Genomic DNA, 731 nt, shown 5'->3' on the forward strand with positions numbered 1-731 from the left:
TGTTTTCGAAAAAATCAGCCACCAACTAACGTAAAATTCAAATCTTATCAATAGCTTAGCTTGCAGGTTATGGGTAACTTATTTTGAAAACAGTACACTAGCCACCACAAGCAAGACTGCCGACAATATCAAAATCCATACGACGCCACTTGTAGAGTGGTTGGGTGAGCTTGAAACCAGTGACAACGCTCCAAGCGGTGCTAGACCACCTGCAATTGCGGTTCCGATCTCACGGCCTGTGCCTACGCCTGATGACCTTGTATGCGCAGGAAATTGACGACTCAAGAAAGAACCTTGAGGGGAAAACATCATCGGAGCCAGTACACCAGTCGCAAGACCAATAGCAATGAAGATCCATAGGTTCTGGCCCGTCTCAAGAAGCTGCATGAAGGTGTATGCAAATATGGCTGACAAAGCTCCCCCAGCCATCAATACTTTTTTGCTGCTCCAACGGTCACACAAAGCTCCAAAGCAGGGGACAGTGAAGATTGCTATTAGACTGGCAATAGTTACCGAAAGTGATGTAGTGTTTGCAGTCACACCTTTGTACAAGGTGAGATAAGCAAGTGAAAACGTTTTAAATATATAGCTGAGTGCGTTATACCCAATTGATACAAGAAGCACGACTACTAGTGTACTGTTTGCGAAATAATTTACCCGTGTCCCGCAACCTAAGTTATTGATAAAATTTGAATTTTACGTTAGTTAGTAGCTGGTTTTTTCGAAAACAG

The 731-nt window shown here is 43.4% G+C and carries 1 pseudogene; it reads right to left on the reverse strand.

The annotated features are described in order from the left end of the window. Positions 1-78: 78 nt before the first annotated feature. Positions 79-633 (reverse strand): annotated as a pseudogene (locus tag DW49_RS1000000131095) (MFS transporter); the annotation flags it as partial. Positions 634-731: the final 98 nt, after the last annotated feature.

Origin of the sequence: Pseudomonas avellanae BPIC 631 (genome assembly GCF_000444135.1) — a bacterium.
GTDB classification, from domain to species: domain Bacteria; phylum Pseudomonadota; class Gammaproteobacteria; order Pseudomonadales; family Pseudomonadaceae; genus Aquipseudomonas; species Aquipseudomonas avellanae.